Below are 15,689 nucleotides of genomic sequence, written 5' to 3' on the forward strand. Positions count from 1 at the left end.
CGTTTCCTCTTATGGTTTGGGCATGTCGTTGATGTGGATGATGTTGCCGTCCGGGTCCTTGAACCAGACCATCTTCATGCCGCCGGCATAATGGATGCCGTCGCGGTACTCGATGCCGTCCATGGCATAGTGCTCGAAGGTGACGCCTTTGACGGCCAGTGCCGCCACGATGGCCTCGATGTCGCCCGCGGCGTCGAAGACGACGGCGTTGGCGCGGTTGGAGCCGGCCTCGTCGGAGCGATAGACGACGAGATGCGTATCGCCGGTGGCGTAGACCGTTACCTCGTCGTCTTCCTCCACGGCGACAAGGCCCAGCAGCCCGCCGTAAAAGGCCCGGGCCCGTGGCATGTCGGATATCGCGATGATGGCGGATGATGACTTGTCCGAAAGCATGGCGGCTCTCCCTTGTCGCCAGTCTCCTGTCCTGAGATAAGTTGATATCAACACAATCGGAGACTGTCAATATCGGGCCGGGGTCGCTATGCCCGTCCGGCAGCAAGGAGAATTTCGATGACCCGTGGGATCGATCACCTCGTCGTCGCCGTCCGCGATCTGGATGCAGCGGGCGATTTTTATGGCCGCCTCGGCTTCCAGGTCGGCGCACGCAACCGGCATCCCTGGGGCACCGAAAACAGGCTCGTCCAGTTTCGCTCGTCCTTCATCGAGTTGATTTCGGTGGGACAGGATGGTGTTGCGATTTCCCCGCATGGTCCAGGCCGGTTCAGCTTCGGCGCGTTCGTGCGCGATTATCTCAAGCTGCGGGAAGGGCTGGCCATGCTGGTGCTGGACAGCGCCGATGCCAAGGCCGACGCCGCAGGCTTCGCAAGGGCCGGTATCGGCGATTTCGAGCCCTTCTTCTTCGAGCGAAAGGGCAGGCGACCGGATGGCAGCGAAACGCATGTCGCGTTCACGCTGGCCTTCGCCGCGGACCCGTCCGCGCCGGACGCCGGCTTCTTCGTCTGCCAGCAGCATTATCCAGAAAATTTCTGGAACGCGGATTTCCAGACCCATCGGAATGGTGGGCGCGATGTGGTGGGCGTCACGCTTGTCGCAGCGCATCCGCGGGAGCACGAAGCCTTCCTTGCCGCGTTCACCGGGGCAACGCCGCGAGACGATGGTATCGTCCCGTTGGATGGCGGCCGGCTAGAGGTGGTGCGGGCCGACCATGGCGACGGTGCCCGCTTCACGGCCTTCGCCGTCGCCGTACCGGATATCGACGGGCAGGCAGAGCGCCTTTCGGCAGCCGGCATCGCGTTCGAGCGTGCGGGCGATAGGCTGGCCATCCCGGCCGAAGCCGCCTACGGCGTCGAGATCCGCTTCGAGCGGGGAGCGTGACGCAGAAGGCAATCCAGCACGAAGTCCGCCCGGGCCGCGATGCCGGTTTTCGGCAAGATGACTGCCTCGTAACCGAGGTCGATGGAGGCGGCGAGGAGGCGATCATACTCGGCGATCGCTTCCTCCAGCCCATGCCGACGTTCCGGGTCATGGACGTAGATTTCAGGCCAGGGCGGCGTCAGGAAAAGCTGCGGGTGGTAGCGCCCATGATCCGCAAGCGTCTGCCGTGCAGGATGGCCGGTCGCATGCTCCAGCGCCACGGCGGCATCGATGAGGCCACGGTCGAAGAAGACCGGACCGGGCAGATGCGCGGCGGCTTTCCTGTCCTCGGCCGCCAATGCCAGCGCCTGGACGGCGAAGGCGGCAAGATCCACCCACGGCAGCGCCGCCCCGCCGCCCCGCGCTTCGCGCTGCACGATCCGGCGGCCGGGCTCGGGAACGGTGGCAAAACCCCGCTTTGAAAGTTCCGCCAGCAGGCTGGATTTGCCGCCGCCCGAACAGCCGGACAAAACGACGAGCCGTCCATCCCGGGCGCTCCCTCGAAATCCGACATCTCGTAGAGTGAGCGGTTGCGGCATCACGCGCATTGCTTCCCTCCTGCCGGTCCGGCTTCGCGTTATTCATGGTCCCGCAGGAACGTGAAGACCGTTTCCCTGATCGCCTTGTCCCCGACCGGGAGTGCCGTGACAAAGGCCGAGATGGGCCCAAGGTGATCGACATCATCGAAAAGGCGCAGCGTAGCCTGACCGCCTGCATCCTCTATGGCGCGCGCCATGGACACCGAATTATCGGCCGCGACCGTCCTGTCGGCGGTGCCATGGATCAGGAGCGTCGGCGGTCCGGTGCCGCCTGCATAGGTGACGGGCTGGCTGCGTTGCCGCAGCGATGGCGGGAAGATGCGCTTGTAGCGCTCGTCCGTCAACGGCAGGAAGTCGTAAGGCCCGGCCAGGCCCACAAACGCGGAAATGCGCTCCTGCGATGAGCCGGCGGCGTCGAGATAGCTTCGATCGAACGCCAAGAGTGCTGCGATCTGCGCCCCGGCCGAATGGCCCATGAGCGCCATGGGGTGCTGCCCGCCCGGCAGGCCGTCGGCGCCGGCCCGCGCCTTGTCTTCTATAGCCGCGAATGCCATGGCTGCGTCCTCGACGAATGCGGGGAAGGTGACTTCCGGGTACAGCCGGTATTCGGGGATGGCGACCACGAAGCCCTGCGCCGTCAGCGCCTGTCCGACGAAACGGTAGATGGTCTTGGAGCCTGTGTCCCACGATCCCCCGTGGATGAACACCACCAGCGGCGTTCTCGCCGTTGCGCCGTCAGGCACATAGAGATCGTATGTCTGGCGTGGATCCGGCCCGTACGGGATGTCTTTGGAAACGCTGTAGCCTGCCCGGCTGGTGATCAGGTCCACCACCTGGCTTGCGCAGCCCGTCAGCAGGACGGCGATCCCCGCAACGAAGGACGCCGCACGAAAACGCCGGGTGATGCTCATGGGTGGAGGGTCCGGTAACAGGAGCCCGATCTGCCGTGTCCCACCCCAGCGCTCCCTTGAATGGCGATGTGCAGGCCGGCTGCCCGGTTGCAACTGGCGTAGCGTCGCCACTTGTCAAACGCCCTCCCGGCGCACATGCGCGATAAGCGCCCGCAGCTTGGGCGCCATGTTCCGGCGCTGAGGGAAATACAGGAAGAAGCCGGGGAATGGCGGCAGGAAGCTTTCCAAAAGCGGCACGAGCTCGCCCGTGTCGATATGCGGCCGCAGCGTATCCAGCGGTGCGAAGGTGATGCCGCCCCCGGACAGGGCCGTTCGCAACATCAGGCGCAGGTCGTTGGTGCTGAGCTGGGGTTCCACCTGTACGTCGAACGGGAGGCCGTTTTCCTCGAACTCCCAGCGATGCGGCGCCACGTTCAGGGCGCGTCGCCAGCCGATGCATCTGTGATGGACGAGGTCGCGCGGATGCAGCGGCGTGCCGTGCGCTGCAAGATAGGCCGGCGCCGCGACCGCGACTTCCCGTTGCTCGCCACCCAGCGGCACGGCGATCATGTCCTGCTCGATCACTTCGCCCAGCCGCACTCCGGCGTCGAAGCCGGCGGCTACGATATCGAACTCCTCGTCGCTCACCATCACGTCCAGCGCCACGCCGGGATTTTCCTCGATGAAGGAAGCGATCAGCCGGCCGGACAAGAACCGCTCCGCAATGGAGGTTGCGGCGATCCGAAGAAGGCCGCGCGGCTTTCCGTCGCCGGCCACTTCATCGAGCGCCGTGGCGATTTCCGCCATCGGGCCGGCCAGTGATTCGGACAGCCGCTCGCCGGCCTCCGTCAGCCGGACCGAGCGCGTCGTCCGCACCACGAGGGCGACGCCGAGCCTGTCTTCCAGGCGCCTGATACCCTGGCTGACCGCCGAGCGCGTCACCCCCAGCCTGTCCGCCGCGGCCCTGAAATTATGCTCCTCGGCGACCGCAAGCAGGATCGGAAGAAGATTGAGGTCCATGTGCATTGTCCAGCACCGCTAACCAGCCAGTCGATCCGATCGAGGATACCGGCGACACCGGGAGCTGTCCATCTTGCCTCCGGACATCGGGTCAAGGAGACAATCATGGACAAGACCATCATCATCATCACGGGTGCCTCAGGCGGTATCGGGGAAGGCCTGGCGCGCGAATTCGCAGGCGCCGGGGCGCGCGTCCTGCTGGGGGCCAGGCGCCTGGACCGCATCAGGCGGATCGCGGCCGAAATCAACGCGGCGGGCGGCATCGCCGAGGCCCGGGCGCTGGAGGTGACGGACCGTGCCGGAATGAAAGCCTTCGTGCAGGTCGCGCTGGACCTTTGGGGCGGTGTGGACGTCATGGTCAACAATGCCGGCATCATGCCCCTGTCGCCGATGGCGGCGCTCAAGGAGGACGAGTGGGATCGCATGGTCGAGGTGAACATCAAGGGTGTTCTCTGGGGCATCGGCGCCGTGCTGCCGGCAATGAAGGCGCAGGGGCATGGCCACATCGTCAACATCGCCTCCATTGGCGCGCTTTCGGTCGTGCCGACGGCCGCCGTCTACTGCGCAACCAAGTTCGCCGTGCGCGCCATCTCCGACGGGCTGCGGCAGGAAAGCCCGGACATACGGGTCACCTGCGTCAATCCGGGCGTGGTGGAGAGCGACCTTGCCTCCACGATCACCCATGCCGAGACGATGGCGATGATGGACGATTACCGTGCCATCGCCCTTAAGCCCGTCGATATCGCACGCGCGGTGCGCCACGCGATCGAGGCCCCGGCGCATGTCGACACAACGGAGATCACCATTCGGCCAACCGCGTCCGCAAACTGAAGACGGGGACGAGCCTGGGATCCGCCGCCGATGGCGAGATCATCGGCGGCGTCCTGCACCATGGCGGCATGACCATCCGCCGCAGCCCTGGTGCGGAGGATGGGGCCGACCGAAATGTATGCGAAACAACTATCGTAGTGCATGCGCTGCGACCCGGAAACCTTCGAGCTGGACCTTGCGGCGTTGAAGGCCCTGATCGGCGAGCGGACGCGGCTGGTCTGCGTCACCCACGCCTCCAACATCCTCGGCACGATCAACCCGGTCGCCGAGATCGCCGACATCGTCCACGCGGCCGGGGCCGAGCTCGTGGTGGATGCGGTCGCCTATGCGCCGCACCGCGCCATCGACATGAAGGCCTTGAAGGCCGATTACTACGTCTTCAGCGTCTACAAGGTCTTCGGGCCCCATCATGCGGTGATGTACGGCCGGCGCGACCGGCTGGAAGCGCTGGACAACATCTACCACTACTTCTTCGACAAGAGCCGGGTGCCGCACAAGCTGGAGCCGGGTAACATCAACTACGAATGCGCCTGGGGTGCGATGGGCGCGGTGGACTATGTCGAGGAGATCGGGCGCATAGGGGGCGCCGCCGATGGGCGCGCCGCGATAGAAGCGGGCTTCGACGCCATTGCCGAGCAGGAGCGCGCCTTGTCCGCCCGGCTAATCGACTACCTCTCGTCGCGGAACTCGGTGCGTGTGATCGGCCGTACATCCTCTGCCGTCGCCGACCGCGTTTCCACCGTTTCCTTTACCGTCGGCGCGGAAAGCTCGAAGCGGATTGTGGATGCGGTCGATGCGGCGCATATCGGCATCCGCAACGGCGATTTCTATGCGCGTCGCATCGTGGAAGATCATGGCCTGATGGCGCAGGACGGCGTCGTGCGCGTGTCGATGGTCCACTACAATACGCTGGACGAGGTGGACAGGCTGATCGCCGCGCTGGAGCCGAAGCTGTGATGCTGGACCTCGTCATCCGCAACGGAACGGTGGCGACCGCGTCCGACGTCTTCCGTGCGGATATCGGCATCCGCGACGGGCGCATCGCGATGATCGGGGAGGGGCTCGGCCCCGCCGGCGAGGAGATCGACGCAAGCGGGCGCTATGTGCTGCCCGGCGGTATCGACAGTCATGTCCATATCGCCCAGCCGTCCGGCGACGGCATCGTCATGGCCGACGATTTCGAAAGCGGAACCCTGTCGGCCTTGTTCGGCGGCAACACGACCATCCTGCCCTTCTGCCTGCAGCAGAAGGGCCATTCGCTGCGCGCGGCGCTTGCCGACTACCATGCCCTGGCGGAAGGGCGCTGCTACACGGACGTCTCCTTCCACCTGATCGTGTCCGATCCGTCCGCTTCCGTCCTGGGGCAGGAGCTGCCGGCGCTGGTGGCCGATGGCTATACCTCGTTCAAGGTTTTCATGACCTATGAGGGGCTCAGGCTCAACGATGCCGAAATCCTTGCCACGATGGACACCGCAAGGCGCACCGGCGCTCTGGTGATGGTCCACTGCGAGAACGAGGATGCGATCCGCTATCTGATCGGCCTGCATGAGGCCAGGGCGACGTCGCGCCCCGCGCCCATGCCTCGACCCGGCCCGCCGCGGTCGAGCGGGAGGCCACGCACCGTGCCTTGTCGCTGGCGGAGATCACCGACGTTCCCGTCGTCATCGTCCATGTGTCCAACGGACAGGCCATGGACGAGATCGCCCGGGCGCGGGCGCGTGGCCTCAAGGTGGTGGGCGAAACCTGCCCGCAATATTTGATGCTGACGGCGGCCGACCTCGATGGAATGGATTGGGAGGGCGCCAAGTTCGTCTGCTCGCCGCCGCCGCGCGACCGCGAAAGTCAGGATGCCTGCTGGCGCGGCGTGGAAACGGGGGTGTTCGACCTGTTCTCGTCCGATCACTGCCCGTTCCGCTACGACGACCCGATGGGCAAGCTCAACCCTCGTGGGCGAACCAGCTTTCGCCATATCCCCAATGGCATACCCGGCGTCGAGACGCGGTTGCCGATCCTGTTTTCCGAAGGCGTCATGAAGGGGCGGATCGACCTTCCGCGTTTCGTCGCTTTGTCGTCGACCAACCATGCAAAGACGTATGGCCTGTCGCGCAAGGGCGCGATCGCGGTGGGGATGGACGCGGACATCGCCATCTGGAACCGGGACGAGGTCCGCACGATCCGCCATGCCGAGTTGCATGACGGCTCGGATTATACGCCCTACGAGGGGGTTGAGGTGCGCGGCTGGCCGACGACGACCATCCTGGGCGGCCGGGTCATGATCCGTGACGGGGCGCTTGTCGGCGGCATCGGCGCCGGCCGCTACGTTTCGCGCGGTCTGTCCAGCCTTGCCGGCGGTATGGAGCGTCGCAGGGCCCTTGCTGCGGCCGCCGTGCACGACATCTAGCGCGCTCCCGCCCGCGCAATGGGCCCGGATGAAGCGGTCTGCCCATGCCTCGACTTCGACCCGTTCTCGGCGATCAGCTCAGCCGGAGCCTGTCCAGCCTGTCCGATCTGCAGACGGGTGACGTCGTGCTGATGGCCGAACTTGCCGACGAGGCGACCTATGTGCGCCACCATCAGCGCAAGATCGCCTTCCTGTTTTCCGCGATGCGCCATTTCGCGGCGGATCTCGTCGCCAATGGCGTGAACGTGGACTATGTCGCGCTCGACGCTGCGGGCAACAGCGGCAGTTTTACCGGCGAGGTTCAGCGCGCCCTTGCGCGCCACAAGCTGGACGGCCTCGTCGTGACCGAGGCCGGCGAATGGCGCGTGCAGCAGATGCTGGAGGGTTGGCAGGATACGCTCGGCGTGCCGGTCGACATCCGGCCGGATGACCGCTTCCTGTGCCCCCATGACGATTTCGACGCCGTGGCGGGCGATGGCCGGACCTTGTTGATGGAGAGTTTCTATCGCCGGATGCGACGCCATACCGGCTATCTGATGGATGGAGAAAGCCCAGTCGGCGGGCGCTGGAATTACGATGCGGAGAACCGCGAGCCGATGCCCGCGGGCATGGCGATGCCGGACAGGCCCGCCTATCCGCCCGATGCGACGACCGAAGACGTCCTCGCACTCGTGCGCGAGCGGTTCGGCAATCATTTCGGGCGGCTGGACGCGTTCGATTATCCGGTGACGCGCAGGCAGGCGAAAGGCTACCTGCGCTGGTTCGTGCAGGAGGCGCTCCCATCCTTCGGCACCTATCAGGATGCGATGGTGGAGGGGCAGCCACTGTTGTTCCATTCGCACCTGTCCGCCCTCATCAATTGTGGCCTGCTGTTGCCCGCAGAGTGTTGCGAGGCGGCGCTGGCCGCCTACGGAAAGGGTGCCGCGCCGTTGAACGCCGTCGAGGGTTTCGTGCGGCAGATCATCGGCTGGCGCGAATTCATCCGTGGCATCTACTGGCGCGAGATGCCTGGATACGCGACCCGCAACGCGCTGGGAGCGAACCGGCCCTTGCCGGATTTCTTCTGGACGGGCGCGACCGAATTGAACTGCATGGCGCAATGCATCGGCGAAACGCGCGACAATGCCTATGCCCACCATATCCGGCGGCTCATGGTGATCGGCAATTTCTGCCTGCTCGCGGGGCTCGATCCGCAGCAGGTCCAGGAGTGGTATCTCGTCGTCTACCACGATGCCTATGAGTGGGTGGAAATGCCCAATGTCGTCGGCATGATCCTGCAGGCCGACGACGGGCTCTTCGCCACCAAGCCCTATGCGGCCTCCGGCAACTACATCAACCGCATGTCCGATTACTGCGAAAACTGCCGCTACGACGTCAAGCAGCGCACCGGCGATGACGCCTGCCCCTTCAACTATCTCTACTGGGATTTCATGGCGCGCAACGCAGGGCGCCTGCGCCACAACCGACGCATGACGCGCACCTATGCGACTCTCGACCGGATGGACGCGGCCGTGATGGCCGACATGCGAGCCAGCGCCAGGACCTTCCTGGCGGCGCTGCCGTCATCGGGCGATTACTGAGGGCCTTGCCAAAAACCCTGACGCCATCAATCGAAAGGCCTCGACCGCCTTTGGCAGGGTTTCCCGCGGTGTCGCGCTGGCGGCAACCCAAAGCGCCGCGTTCAGCGCCGCCCCGTTCAACAGGCGTGCGGCCGCTTCCACATCCACCGGCCGCATCGTGCCATCGGCAATCAGTCGCGCCACCGTGGCAAGCGTTACCTCCAGGCAGGCGCTCTGGCTCGGCCATTGCGACGGGTCGCCCAGAAAGGCCGGTCCATCCAGAAGCACGATGCGGCGGATCTCCGGATCGAGGGCCATTGAAATATAGGCCGCACCCTCGGCCATCAGCCCTTCCCAGGCGGATGGCGCGGCTTCGCCGGCCAGTTGCGCCCGCGCGGCCATCTCGCCGTCGACCTCGGCGACGACCGCGGCAAGAAGCCCCTTCTTGTCGCCGAAGCCATGGTAGAGGGCCCCGCGCGTCAGGCCCGCCGCCGCGGTGAGATCGTCCATCGACGCATCGGCGAAGCCATGTTCGGCAAAGGCGCGTCTGGCTGCCGCAATCAGCCTCCGCCGGTTTTCTTCCATCGTGTCCACACGCCGCCGGCTCGCCATCACGCATTTCTCCTAACTCACATACGAACTGTATCTGACTTGACATACGCTCCGTACGTCATCACATTCCACATACGCCGCGTATCTAAAAGATAGTGGCTTTACGCGATCGTCGAAAGGACGAATCCATGAGCGCGCGAATCCCCGTTTACCCCGCAAATCCAAACCCGCTGAACGAGGAGCATGCCTATTCCCCCGCCGTGCGGCACGGCGACCTCCTGTTTGTCGCAGGACAGGTCGGCGTTCGTCCGGATGGCACGCCGGAACCCGATTTCGAGGCGCAGGTGCGCCTGGCCTTTGAAAACCTCAAGGCCGTGCTGGAGGCGGCGGGCTCCACCTTCGACGATATACTGGATGTCACCAGCTATCATACGGACCCGGAACGGCAGTTCGGCACGATCCTGCCGATCAAGGCCGAGTACTTCCCCGAGAAGCCCTATCCGACATGGTCGGCCTTCGGCGTTACCTGGCTTGCCGGCTACGATTTCGAAATCAAGGTCGTCGCGCGCATTCCAGCGCAAGGCTGAAGGATTCAGTCCTTGGTGACGATGATGGGCGGGGGGCCGCCGCGCCCGTCATCGTAGCTGCCCACCGGGCGCGTCACGCCATCATTGCCGACGATGCCGACAGGCACGCCGCGGCGCAGAATGACGCGGCCGCCGCTATGGGGTGTCACGAGCCGCGGCCGCGTATAGCCGGGAAAGACTCCGCTGCCGGGCGACAATTGCAAGGTGCGCTCGCTGGCGACCCTGTCCGGCAGGACCAGCCTCTGGCGCTCACCAGCATGGACAGCCGTGCCGCCGGCGAGGGCGGCCAGCATCAGGGCCAGTGTGGCGGGCATGGCGAAGCGCATGCGCAAAGTATAACCGCAAATGGTAGCCGGGAGGTGAACGCCGTCAGCGCGTGGCGCGCCGTGCATCGCGGGCCAGTGCCGGCAGCAACGGACGCGCTGCCTCCAGATTCATGCCGGGGCGCAGGCGCGGATCGTACAGCATCGTCATCATGATGCGGTCGTAGCGTGTCAGCACCGTGTGCGTGGAGGTATCGTTGAAGACGCTGAACGGGGCGTCCGGATTGTCGTCCAGCGGCCCCAGCCCCTGGAGGATTTCCTCGATCAGGCAGCGTTGGAACAGGCGTTCGCCCCTGTCGGAAACGATGATGGCGTCCGACCGTTCGATGCCACGCCGCCCGTAGCTGGCGCGCACGATGCAATTGCCCGGCACCTGCATGAAGGGGTTGCGATGCACCCTGCGGGCTGTGGAAACGTAGTCCGCCTGATCGACGACGTGGACGATGAAGTCGGCACGCTCATCGCCTTCGGCCATGCGCGTTTCCAGCCCCGGGACGTCGCGGCCGATGCGCCGCACGAAGGCTTCCACTTCCGCCCGCCTGTCCTGGCGGGCCGTATTCTCGACGCGAAAGCGCACGGGCCCGGCAAATTTCTTGACGAAGCCGGCATTGCTGAAACGGCCGGGAATCTCGGCGTTGAAGACGATGCGCTCGAAGCCGGCGATGAGTTCGGCATCGTCGGGGAGGTCCGCCGCCTTCGGGCCGGACAACGGGGCAAGGATCGCGGCGATGAGGGCAATGGCCCAGAGATGGAACTTCATGAAAGCGGTGCCCCCATGGCGTGCCCAAGCGGTACGCCATGGAACGACTTCTGGCGTATGCGGGCCATCCGCCGCAACAGGCTGCACGCGTGCGTGAAGCGACAAAGGACCATGCGTTGCGCAAATGCCGCGATGCACGCAACGGTCCGTTTCCTTGGCGGGCCTGTCGCATTATCGTCCGGTCATGAGCAACGATTCGAACAGGCTTGCGGACGGGCTGATCCTGTCGGCCGATGGCAAGGCACGCTGTTTCTGGCAGGCGGGCCTGCCGGAATACGAGGCCTACCACGACCGCGAATGGGGCCGCCCGGTGGGCAGCGACACGGCCCTTTATGAAAAGCTGTGCCTCGAAGGGTTCCAGGCCGGCCTGTCGTGGATCACCGTGCTGCGCAAGCGCGACGCCTTCCGGGAGTTGTTCGAGGGCTTCGACGTGGAGCGCGTGGCGGCCTTCACCCCCGCCGATGTCGACCGCATCGTGCAGGACCCGCGCATCATCCGCCATCGCGGCAAGATCCAGGCGACGATCTCGAATGCGCGCGCGGTCATCCGCCTGCGGCAGGAAGAGGGCAAGACGCTCGCGGCGTTCCTCTGGGCCTTCGAGCCACCGGCATCGGACAGGCCGCCGGCCCTGACGCTGGACTGGCTTCGCGGGAACGCCGTCACGCCCGCTTCGAAGGCGATGTCGACGGCCCTGCGCAAGCGCGGCTTCAACTTCGTCGGACCGACGACGTGCTACGCGTTCATGCAATCGATGGGGTTCGTCAACGACCATATCGAAGGGTGTAGCTGCCGCACCGCCTGCGAGAACGAGCGCGACGCCTTCGCCCGTCCCCGCTGACCGCAAGCGCGGCTGGACGAGCGGCTATGGCCGCTTACATGTGTCGGAGCCAACAGATACGGGATCGATCATCCGATGACGACAAAACGGATAACCGCCCTTGCGCTGACGCTTGCCGCAGCTTCGCTTGCCGCCTGCCAGACCGGCACCAGCGCGGTGAATGACGGTGCGGCGCAGGCAATGTGCCGGGCCGATGCGGCGGCGGCGCTGGTGGGCATGGACCGGCTGACCGATGACGAAGCCATGCAAAGGACGGGGGCGACCATCGTGCGCCAGATCGCGCCCGGCCAGGGTGTGACGATGGACTATCGCCAGAACCGGGTGACGGTCGAGACCGACCCGCGTACCGGCAAGGTTGTTCGGGCGGCCTGCGGCTAGGGCATGGCCTTATCGCATGGGGGCGGCGCGCTTCTTGTGCTGTGGGGTTCGATCCATTAGACCCCGGCCTATCAGTCAAAAATGACTTATGTCCCGAGGCCCAAGACCGATGTCCGCCAAGCAGAACCGGGTGAAGGCGCGCCAGCCGCGCGGCTTCGTCGACCGTAGCGCCAGCGACCTGCGTGCGCAGGACGCAATGCTTGCCACGATCCGCAACGTGTATGAGCGTTATGGATTCGAGCCGGTGGAGACCCCCTTCTTCGAATATACCGATGCACTGGGCAAGTTCCTGCCCGATAGCGACCGGCCCAACGAAGGCGTCTTCTCGCTGCAGGACGACGACGAGGAGTGGCTGTCGCTCCGCTACGACCTGACCGCGCCTCTGGCCCGCTACGTCGCCGAGAATTTCGAAGATCTGCCGAAGCCCTATCGCAGCTATCGTGCCGGCTACGTGTTCCGGAACGAAAAGGCCGGGCCGGGGCGTTTCAGGCAGTTCATGCAGATCGACGCCGATATCGTCGGCGCGCCGTCCGTATCGGCCGATGCGGAGATGGCGATGATGATGTCCGACACGATGGAAGCGCTGGGCATCGCGCGCGGCCAGTATGTGATCCGCGTCAACAACCGCAAGGTCCTGGACGGCATCCTGGATGCCATCGGCCTCGGCGGCGACGGAGCCCGTCGGCTGACGGTGCTGCGCGCGCTCGACAAGTTCGACAAGTTCGGGGTGGACGGCGTGCGCCAGCTCCTGGGGGCCGGCCGTCTCGACGATGGCGGCGGCAAGGGCGACTTCACCAAGGGCGCAGAGCTGGATGCATCGGCGATCGAGCGCGTTCTGTCGATCTTTTCCTTCGCCGACGCCGGCGGGGCCGCCCGCATCGCGGGCGTCCGGGACGCCTTCGGCGACAATGGCCGCGTCGTCGAGGGGCTCGACGAACTGGAAACCATCCGTTCGCTGGCCGAGGCCGCCGGCTACGGCGACGACCGGGTGTCGATCGACCCCTCCGTTGTGCGGGGCCTCGAATATTATACCGGGCCCGTATTCGAGGCCGAGCTCCTGTTCGACGTCACCAACGAGAAGGGCCAGAAGGTCCAGTTCGGGTCGGTGGGCGGCGGCGGCCGCTATGACGGGCTCGTCGCCCGCTTCATGAGCCAGCCTGTCCCGGCCACGGGTTTCTCCATCGGCGTCTCGCGCCTCATGACGGCGCTGAAGAATCTGGGCCGCCTCGGCGTGGCCGAGCGTCCCGGCCCAGTCGTCGTCACCGTGATGGACCGCGACAGGATGGCCGACTATCAGCGTCTGGCCGGTCTTCTGCGTGCGGGTTTGAACGCGCCCGGCCAACCTGTCGTGCCGGTGGACGTGTTCCAGGGAAATCCCAAGCAGTTCGGTAAGCAGCTTCAATATGCCGATCGCCGTTCCGCGCCGCTGGCCATCATTCAGGGCGGCGACGAGAAGGCGTCCGGCGTCGTGCAGATCAAGGACCTGATCGAAGGCAAGCGTCTTTCCGCCGAGATCGAGGACAACGCAACCTGGCGCGCCGCCCGGCCGGCACAGGTGACCGTGCCCGAGGCCGAAATGGTGGAAACCGTCCGCCGCATGCTGGCCGAGCAGGCAGCGGATCGCGGAGAATGAGCACCGCGCTCGCAGCACTGGAGCGGTCGCTGCCGGCACAGTTCGTGCAGCGTGGCGCCGTGATGATGGACGTGCCGATCCTGCAGCCTTCCGACCCGTATCTGGATACGGCCGGTGAAGCGTTGCGACGGCGCATCTTCCTGACCAAGGGCGAGGATGGGCGCGGCCTTTGTCTTCGCCCGGACTTCACCATTCCGGTCTGCCTGGCGCATATCGCGAACGGGGCCGGCCTGCCGCGCCGCTATGCCTATTGCGGAACGATTTTCCGCCAGAGTGGCGACGGACCGTCGGAGTATCCGCAGGCCGGGATCGAGGATCTCGGCGATGCCGACCGCGCCGCCGCCGATGGCCGTACGATCGCCGACGCGCTCGGCGTTCTGGCCGATTGCGGCATCGACCTGACGAAGGTGGAAACCACGGTCGGGGACCAGGCCCTGTTCGAGCAGTTCCTGTCATCGCTCGGCCTGCCCTCCGGCTGGCAGCGCCGCCTGATCCGAACCTTCGGGCACGATACGCTGCTGCGCCAGGCGTTGGAATCGCTTGCCACCGGCGGTAGCCGCGCGTCCATCGAGACCCTGTCGCCGGATCTCTACGAACTGGCGCTCGCCCGCGATGTCGCGAGGCTGTCCGATAATATCCGCGACAGGATGGAAGAGGGCGGGCTGCCCCTGCACAGGGGGCGCACCCCGGCCGAAATCGCCGGACGCCTGATCGAAAAGGTCGCCGTTGCGGAAACCCGGCTCGACCGCACGGTGCTTGAACGCCTGCGCGCCTTCCTGTCCATCGATTGTCCGCTGGATCGCAGCGTCGACGCCCTGGAAATGCTGTGCCGGGAAAGCGGGACCGATCTTGGACACTCCCTCGACGCCTTCAAGGCGCGGGGGGAAGCCTTGGCCCGTGCCGGCGTGGACTTGTCCCGGCTGCGTTACCGCGCTGCCTTCGGGCGTGCCCTCGACTATTATACCGGAATGGTTTTCGAGATATCCGCAGAGGGACAGGACGGGCCGTTGGTCGGTGGTGGCCGGTACGACAAGCTGGTTTCTTATCTCGGCGCTCGGGAGACGATCCCCGCTGTGGGCTTTGCGCTGTGGCCGGGCCGGATGGCGTCGGTTGGATCGAGGGTCCCGGCATGAGCGTCACCCTCGCAATTCCGTCCAAGGGGCGGCTCAAGGACCTGACGATCGAGGCGCTGGCGGCGCGGCGGATATTCGTGCGGCCGGGCGAGGATGCGCGGTCCTACCGGACACGCGTGGAAGGATGCGACGGGCTGGAGGTCATCCTTCTTTCAGCATCCGAGATCGCACGCGAACTGCGTGACGGCGCGATCCATTTCGGCGTGACGGGAGAAGACCTGCTGCGCGAGACGCTGCCCGACTTCGGCGATCGCCTGTCCATAGTATCCCGGCTCGGCTTCGGCCACGCCGACGTGGTCGTGGCGGTTCCGGACAGCTGGGTCGACGTAACGACCATGGAAGATCTGAACGATGTGGCCGGCGGCTTCCGTGCGGCACACGGCCACCGCATGAGGATCGCCACCAAGTACTGGCGCCTGACGCAAAGCTTCTTCACTCGCAATCACGGCATCCAGACCTACCGCATCGTCGAGAGCCTGGGGGCGACGGAAGGAGCCCCTGCAGCCGGCTCCGCCGATATCATCGTGGACATTACCTCGACCGGCTCGACATTGACCGCCAACCGGCTCCGCGTCCTGTCCGACGGGCTTATCCTGTCGTCGCAGGCCTGCCTGGCCAGGGCCGACGCGGCCGATGTGACGGGCGAGGACCAGGCGACCATCGACGACGTGCTCGCACGCTTCGACGGGTGATGCGCCGTCTGGTTGGTTGAACTGGTTTTCGTAAGGCCGTATGTTCAGGGAGTGAGGCCGGGTGCTGTAACACCCGACCTCGTTTCGCTTAATGATACCAGAACTGCACCCGGAGTTTGGCCTGCCAGCCGCTCCGGGTTTTCTGTATCACCAGCGTGATCGTCAATGGCAGAACCATC

General features: G+C 65.6%; 17 protein-coding genes and 1 pseudogene. 11 read left to right on the forward strand and 7 right to left on the reverse strand.

Going from position 1 to position 15,689, the window contains the following annotated elements; translation table 11 throughout:
* Positions 1–9 precede the first annotated feature (9 nt).
* Positions 10–393, reverse strand: coding sequence for a VOC family protein (locus IGS74_RS06610; protein WP_192390305.1), 384 nt, complete (start codon positions 391–393; stop codon positions 10–12).
* Positions 394–510: 117 nt separating this feature from the next.
* On the opposite strand from IGS74_RS06610, the gene IGS74_RS06615 reads away from it, so the two are divergent.
* On the forward strand, positions 511–1,335 hold the full coding sequence (locus IGS74_RS06615) for a VOC family protein (protein WP_192390307.1): 825 nt from the start codon (positions 511–513) through the stop codon (positions 1,333–1,335).
* Here IGS74_RS06615 and IGS74_RS06620 read toward each other — a convergent pair.
* From IGS74_RS06620 to IGS74_RS06630, 3 genes are all read right to left on the reverse strand, one after another.
* Positions 1,299–1,913, reverse strand: a complete 615-nt coding sequence (locus tag IGS74_RS06620) for an AAA family ATPase (RefSeq protein ID WP_192391474.1) — start codon at positions 1,911–1,913, stop codon at positions 1,299–1,301. The two genes, IGS74_RS06615 and IGS74_RS06620, sit on opposite strands and share 37 nt — an antisense overlap.
* Before the next feature lie 38 nt (positions 1,914–1,951).
* Positions 1,952–2,824: an alpha/beta hydrolase gene (locus tag IGS74_RS06625; RefSeq protein WP_192390309.1), complete on the reverse strand. Its 873-nt coding sequence runs from the start codon at positions 2,822–2,824 to the stop codon at positions 1,952–1,954.
* A gap of 114 nt (positions 2,825–2,938) precedes the next feature.
* Positions 2,939–3,829, reverse strand: a complete 891-nt coding sequence (locus IGS74_RS06630; RefSeq protein ID WP_192390311.1) for a LysR family transcriptional regulator — start codon at positions 3,827–3,829, stop codon at positions 2,939–2,941.
* 99 nt (positions 3,830–3,928) lie between these two features.
* On the opposite strand from IGS74_RS06630, the gene IGS74_RS06635 reads away from it, so the two are divergent.
* From IGS74_RS06635 to IGS74_RS06655, 4 genes and pseudogenes are all read left to right on the forward strand, one after another.
* Positions 3,929–4,654, forward strand: a complete 726-nt coding sequence (locus tag IGS74_RS06635; RefSeq protein WP_192390313.1) for an SDR family oxidoreductase — start codon at positions 3,929–3,931, stop codon at positions 4,652–4,654.
* 141 nt (positions 4,655–4,795) lie between these two features.
* Positions 4,796–5,611, forward strand: coding sequence for an aminotransferase class V-fold PLP-dependent enzyme (locus IGS74_RS06640; RefSeq protein WP_192390315.1), 816 nt, complete (start codon positions 4,796–4,798; stop codon positions 5,609–5,611).
* Positions 5,611–7,055, forward strand: a pseudogene (gene hydA, locus IGS74_RS20245) (dihydropyrimidinase). Before IGS74_RS06640 ends, hydA begins: the two are co-directional and overlap by 1 nt.
* Before the next feature lie 44 nt (positions 7,056–7,099).
* Entirely contained in the window at positions 7,100–8,635 is a 1,536-nt protein-coding gene (locus tag IGS74_RS06655; protein WP_192390334.1) for a cryptochrome/photolyase family protein, read from the forward strand.
* Here the strand turns inward: IGS74_RS06655 and IGS74_RS06660 are convergent.
* Positions 8,618–9,226 carry a TetR/AcrR family transcriptional regulator gene (locus IGS74_RS06660; protein WP_192390336.1) on the reverse strand — a complete coding sequence of 203 codons (609 nt, stop codon included), beginning with the start codon at positions 9,224–9,226 and terminating at the stop codon, positions 8,618–8,620. The two genes, IGS74_RS06655 and IGS74_RS06660, sit on opposite strands and share 18 nt — an antisense overlap.
* 128 nt (positions 9,227–9,354) lie before the next feature.
* Here IGS74_RS06660 and IGS74_RS06665 point away from each other — a divergent pair, with 128 nt between their 5' ends.
* Positions 9,355–9,753, forward strand: coding sequence for a RidA family protein (locus IGS74_RS06665; RefSeq protein ID WP_192390338.1), 399 nt, complete (start codon positions 9,355–9,357; stop codon positions 9,751–9,753).
* 5 nt (positions 9,754–9,758) lie between these two features.
* Here IGS74_RS06665 and IGS74_RS06670 read toward each other — a convergent pair whose 3' ends face one another.
* Complete coding sequence (locus IGS74_RS06670; protein ID WP_192390340.1) at positions 9,759–10,067, reverse strand: hypothetical protein; 309 nt, start codon at positions 10,065–10,067, stop codon at positions 9,759–9,761.
* 55 nt (positions 10,068–10,122) lie between these two features.
* Entirely contained in the window at positions 10,123–10,836 is a 714-nt protein-coding gene (locus tag IGS74_RS06675; protein WP_192390342.1) for a DUF2927 domain-containing protein, read from the reverse strand.
* 184 nt (positions 10,837–11,020) lie between these two features.
* Here IGS74_RS06675 and IGS74_RS06680 point away from each other — a divergent pair, with 184 nt between their 5' ends.
* The 5 genes from IGS74_RS06680 to hisG all read left to right on the forward strand — a co-directional run bounded on the left by IGS74_RS06680 (position 11,021) and on the right by hisG (position 15,510).
* Positions 11,021–11,674: a DNA-3-methyladenine glycosylase I gene (locus IGS74_RS06680; RefSeq protein ID WP_192390344.1), complete on the forward strand. Its 654-nt coding sequence runs from the start codon at positions 11,021–11,023 to the stop codon at positions 11,672–11,674.
* A gap of 75 nt (positions 11,675–11,749) precedes the next feature.
* A complete protein-coding gene (locus IGS74_RS06685; RefSeq protein ID WP_192390346.1) occupies positions 11,750–12,052 on the forward strand; it encodes an I78 family peptidase inhibitor in 303 nt (100 codons plus the stop codon).
* Positions 12,053–12,161: 109 nt separating this feature from the next.
* Complete coding sequence (gene hisS, locus IGS74_RS06690; protein ID WP_192390348.1) at positions 12,162–13,685, forward strand: histidine--tRNA ligase; 1,524 nt, start codon at positions 12,162–12,164, stop codon at positions 13,683–13,685.
* Entirely contained in the window at positions 13,682–14,818 is a 1,137-nt protein-coding gene (locus IGS74_RS06695) for an ATP phosphoribosyltransferase regulatory subunit (protein WP_192390349.1), read from the forward strand. Before hisS ends, IGS74_RS06695 begins: the two co-directional genes overlap by 4 nt.
* Positions 14,815–15,510: an ATP phosphoribosyltransferase gene (hisG, locus tag IGS74_RS06700; RefSeq protein WP_192390350.1), complete on the forward strand. Its 696-nt coding sequence runs from the start codon at positions 14,815–14,817 to the stop codon at positions 15,508–15,510. Before IGS74_RS06695 ends, hisG begins: the two co-directional genes overlap by 4 nt.
* The last annotated feature ends 179 nt before the right edge of the window (positions 15,511–15,689 follow it).

Source organism: Aureimonas sp. OT7 (genome assembly GCF_014844055.1).
Lineage (GTDB): Bacteria > Pseudomonadota > Alphaproteobacteria > Rhizobiales > Rhizobiaceae > Aureimonas > Aureimonas altamirensis_A.

What these genes read in the sequence shown, in the direction of transcription:
- IGS74_RS06610 (WP_192390305.1), bottom strand. Translation starts at nt 393, where the DNA reads ATGCTTTCGGACAAGTCATCATCCGCCATCATCGCGATATCCGACATG.
- IGS74_RS06615 (WP_192390307.1), top strand. Translation starts at nt 511, where the DNA reads ATGACCCGTGGGATCGATCACCTCGTCGTCGCCGTCCGCGATCTGGAT.
- IGS74_RS06620 (WP_192391474.1), bottom strand. Translation starts at nt 1,913, where the DNA reads ATGCCGCAACCGCTCACTCTACGAGATGTCGGATTTCGAGGGAGCGCC.
- IGS74_RS06625 (WP_192390309.1), bottom strand. Translation starts at nt 2,824, where the DNA reads ATGAGCATCACCCGGCGTTTTCGTGCGGCGTCCTTCGTTGCGGGGATC.
- IGS74_RS06630 (WP_192390311.1), bottom strand. Translation starts at nt 3,829, where the DNA reads ATGCACATGGACCTCAATCTTCTTCCGATCCTGCTTGCGGTCGCCGAG.
- IGS74_RS06635 (WP_192390313.1), top strand. Translation starts at nt 3,929, where the DNA reads ATGGACAAGACCATCATCATCATCACGGGTGCCTCAGGCGGTATCGGG.
- IGS74_RS06640 (WP_192390315.1), top strand. Translation starts at nt 4,796, where the DNA reads ATGCGCTGCGACCCGGAAACCTTCGAGCTGGACCTTGCGGCGTTGAAG.
- IGS74_RS06655 (WP_192390334.1), top strand. Translation starts at nt 7,100, where the DNA reads ATGCCTCGACTTCGACCCGTTCTCGGCGATCAGCTCAGCCGGAGCCTG.
- IGS74_RS06660 (WP_192390336.1), bottom strand. Translation starts at nt 9,226, where the DNA reads ATGGCGAGCCGGCGGCGTGTGGACACGATGGAAGAAAACCGGCGGAGG.
- IGS74_RS06665 (WP_192390338.1), top strand. Translation starts at nt 9,355, where the DNA reads ATGAGCGCGCGAATCCCCGTTTACCCCGCAAATCCAAACCCGCTGAAC.
- IGS74_RS06670 (WP_192390340.1), bottom strand. Translation starts at nt 10,067, where the DNA reads ATGCCCGCCACACTGGCCCTGATGCTGGCCGCCCTCGCCGGCGGCACG.
- IGS74_RS06675 (WP_192390342.1), bottom strand. Translation starts at nt 10,836, where the DNA reads ATGAAGTTCCATCTCTGGGCCATTGCCCTCATCGCCGCGATCCTTGCC.
- IGS74_RS06680 (WP_192390344.1), top strand. Translation starts at nt 11,021, where the DNA reads ATGAGCAACGATTCGAACAGGCTTGCGGACGGGCTGATCCTGTCGGCC.
- IGS74_RS06685 (WP_192390346.1), top strand. Translation starts at nt 11,750, where the DNA reads ATGACGACAAAACGGATAACCGCCCTTGCGCTGACGCTTGCCGCAGCT.
- hisS (WP_192390348.1), top strand. Translation starts at nt 12,162, where the DNA reads ATGTCCGCCAAGCAGAACCGGGTGAAGGCGCGCCAGCCGCGCGGCTTC.
- IGS74_RS06695 (WP_192390349.1), top strand. Translation starts at nt 13,682, where the DNA reads ATGAGCACCGCGCTCGCAGCACTGGAGCGGTCGCTGCCGGCACAGTTC.
- hisG (WP_192390350.1), top strand. Translation starts at nt 14,815, where the DNA reads ATGAGCGTCACCCTCGCAATTCCGTCCAAGGGGCGGCTCAAGGACCTG.